Origin of the sequence: Trichococcus sp., from assembly GCF_049589555.1 — a bacterium.
Lineage (GTDB): Bacteria > Bacillota > Bacilli > Lactobacillales > Aerococcaceae > Trichococcus.
Genome location: NZ_JBAWAZ010000221.1, coordinates 1 through 2,768 on the forward strand (window position 1 = coordinate 1; position 2,768 = coordinate 2,768).

Annotated in this window: 3 protein-coding genes; all 3 read right to left on the bottom strand. The window is 42.3% G+C overall.

Features of this window, described 5'->3' with window-relative positions:
* A partial coding sequence (locus WBV27_RS08430; protein ID WP_424201148.1) for a family 1 glycosylhydrolase occupies positions 1–99 on the bottom strand: 99 nt, incomplete at its 3' end.
* Positions 96–1,448 (bottom strand): PTS sugar transporter subunit IIC, encoded by a 1,353-nt coding sequence (locus WBV27_RS08435; protein ID WP_424201144.1) that lies wholly within the window; start codon positions 1,446–1,448, stop codon positions 96–98. The genes WBV27_RS08430 and WBV27_RS08435, both read right to left, overlap by 4 nt.
* Before the next feature lie 89 nt (positions 1,449–1,537).
* On the bottom strand, positions 1,538–2,521 hold the full coding sequence (locus WBV27_RS08440) for an AraC family transcriptional regulator (RefSeq protein ID WP_424201146.1): 984 nt from the start codon (positions 2,519–2,521) through the stop codon (positions 1,538–1,540).
* Between the last annotated feature and the right edge of the window lie 247 nt (positions 2,522–2,768).

Below are 2,768 nucleotides of genomic sequence, written 5' to 3' on the forward strand. Positions count from 1 at the left end.
CGATAATCCTTTTCCATCTGTTTGGACTGCGCCTTCGATTTGGAAAGCCGAGCTGGAAACGCCGAACATAAAATCCTTCAAGTCTATATTTTTCATCATAAACCCTCCTGGCTTTCAATATTACTCATACTGAGGATTTCCTGATTTTGCGTGCTGTCCGTGCTTGCTGAACGCTCATTTGCCAAGGCTTGCTTATCCATCAATTTGAAGAACGGATAATAGATTACCCCTGATAGCGCAACAGCGAAAACTTGGAATGCTGCGATTTTCCAGCCGCCCTGCATCAAACCAGAGAAGACGATCGGTGTGCTTGCCGGAATAAAAATACCCATCGGCGCAGGCATTAGGCCGGTAACAATCGCAGTATATCCTAAAACAAGCATGATGATTGGTGTGAAAATGAAAGGCACGAATACCAACGGGTTCAAAATGATCGGCATGCCGAAGATCAACGGTTCATTGATATTGAATACACCCGGCAAAAGCACTAGCTTTGAAAACTTCTTGTACTGCTGGCTTTTGGCAAAAAGAGCAATGACAATCACAAACCCTAAAGTCGATCCAGCCCCTCCAATCACCGTCAGATCATAAAGTGCGATGTTGAAGATATGTGGAATCGGCAAACCTGCTTGGTAAGCTGCGACGTTTTCTTGGATATATCCCATCCAAATCGGCATCAGGATAGGCAATATCGTATAAGACCCGTGAATTCCGAAGAACCATAGCAGTTGTGCGGCCAAAACCAGAATAATGAAGGCCGGAAGTGAACTGGTCAAATTCTGTAACGGTGTCTGCAGGCTCGAGTAGACGAAATCAGTGGCAGAGCCAAAACTGGTCAAAGAGAATCCCCAACGAACCAAAGCGAATGAGGTCAAGATAATAAAGGCTGGGATGATATCCAAAAATGCTTTTGCAACTTGCGGCGGCACGTCTTCACCCATCTTGATCGTCCAATTTTTATCGATCACAAGTTGATAGATTTTTGCCACCAACAGACCAGTGATGATTGCAGTGAAAGCACCTCTCGAACCAATATAGGCTGTGTTCAAATAAATGATTGGCTGGAATGCACCCTCTTCCATAATTTCTGTTAATGGAATTAGTATCAAAAAACTGACAAGCGCTAATATAGCTGTATTCACGGCACCATCCTTTTTACCATAGATAATAGAGCCTTGGTATGCAACAAAGAATACCATGTAAAGTCCGACGGCGTTGATCGTCATCGCCGGTATAAAGGCGAAGAGAGTCGACAGTCCTGTGGCTGCCAGAAACTCCTGATAAGCGGGAATATTGATGGTGTTCAATAAAGAAAAAATGGCACCGACGATGATGATCGACATCAAGGTCATGCTACCGCCACTGACTGCTCGGACGACCTTATTGTTGGAAATTTTTGTAGCGACTGGAATAAATCTGTTTTCCATAAAATTGATAAAATGCTTCATATTATAATTCCTCCTGTCTTTTGATAACCTTATGATAACAAGCGCTTCCATCATAGATAATCACAAAAAAAAAGAGGAAATTCCTCTTTTCAAAGATTCGTTCGGAATTTCTGCGGCGTCTCGCCATGAAAATCCTTAAACTTCTTGTAAAAGAACGAGACGGAAGAATATCCGATTTCCGAGACAATCTCTTCCACCGACAAGTTGGTGCTCGAAAGCAGCACGGTCGCCACCGCCATCTTTTGGAGCTGAAGCAACTCCATGTAGCTTTTCCCGGTTTCATTCTTAAGGCGATTGGACAGGTAATTCGGATGATAATTGAAATGCGCTGCCATGTTGTTCAGGCTGTCGTGCTGGTAATTTCGTTCGATGTACTGAAGGAAATCGATGGTCGTATATTTATCGGCTGTTTTGTGCTCAGGTTTCGTGGCTTTTTCGATGAATTTCCCTCGAATCAATTCGATAAAGAAAAGTGCCATGTAGGAATCGATGATTTCTTCAGAAAACTCCCGCAGATTATAATATTCCAACAAAATCCGATCCAACAGATTAACCGGTTCATCCTGCTTCTTAGTCAGGAACATCAGATAGCTCTTCTCAAACTTCTTGTTCTTGATCGACTGCAGCATAAAATGTGTGATCAGGCTGTTCTTGGACAGCCGGTTCAACAGATGTTTTGTCAGATAATCCTTTTTGATGACCAAATTCAAAATGATGTTGCCCTTTTTGACCTCTTCCACGCGATGACAGGTCCTCTTATCAATAATCAAGAGGTTTCCTTCGTTCAAAGGAATCCTTTCATCCACCAGCAACACTTCACAGGAACCTCTGTAGGCATACATGATTTCCATATAATCATGGAAATGCCAAGGCACAAACGATCCATAGGCTTGTTGCGAAACATTGAGGCTATCATTCACCTGGTCAAGCTTGCGATCCATATTGAAGCGGAAACGATAAATCTCTACGCCATCGACGACTTCCATGTCATCCAAGGCGATATGCTTGATGTCTTTCCAAGAAATCATTTTTTGGCGATTCTCAAAAAACAGGTCCAAATTTTCTACTTTCATCAGTGACACTCTCCATTATTAATAAATGTTACTGGAATCGTATGTACCAACAAGCCTAGTTACGGACTCCGCGTTTCTATAATCGTTTTCCTTATTGTATAACAAAATCAGTGAGTGTCCACTTCGGGTATATGCATTTTAATGTTGGGAAAAGAAATCCGGCATTCTGATCGGTCCGATTCGAGGCGAAATTGTCGAATATCGGATGAATATTTGATAATTTTATTTCAGTTTTGGGCGAAATTGT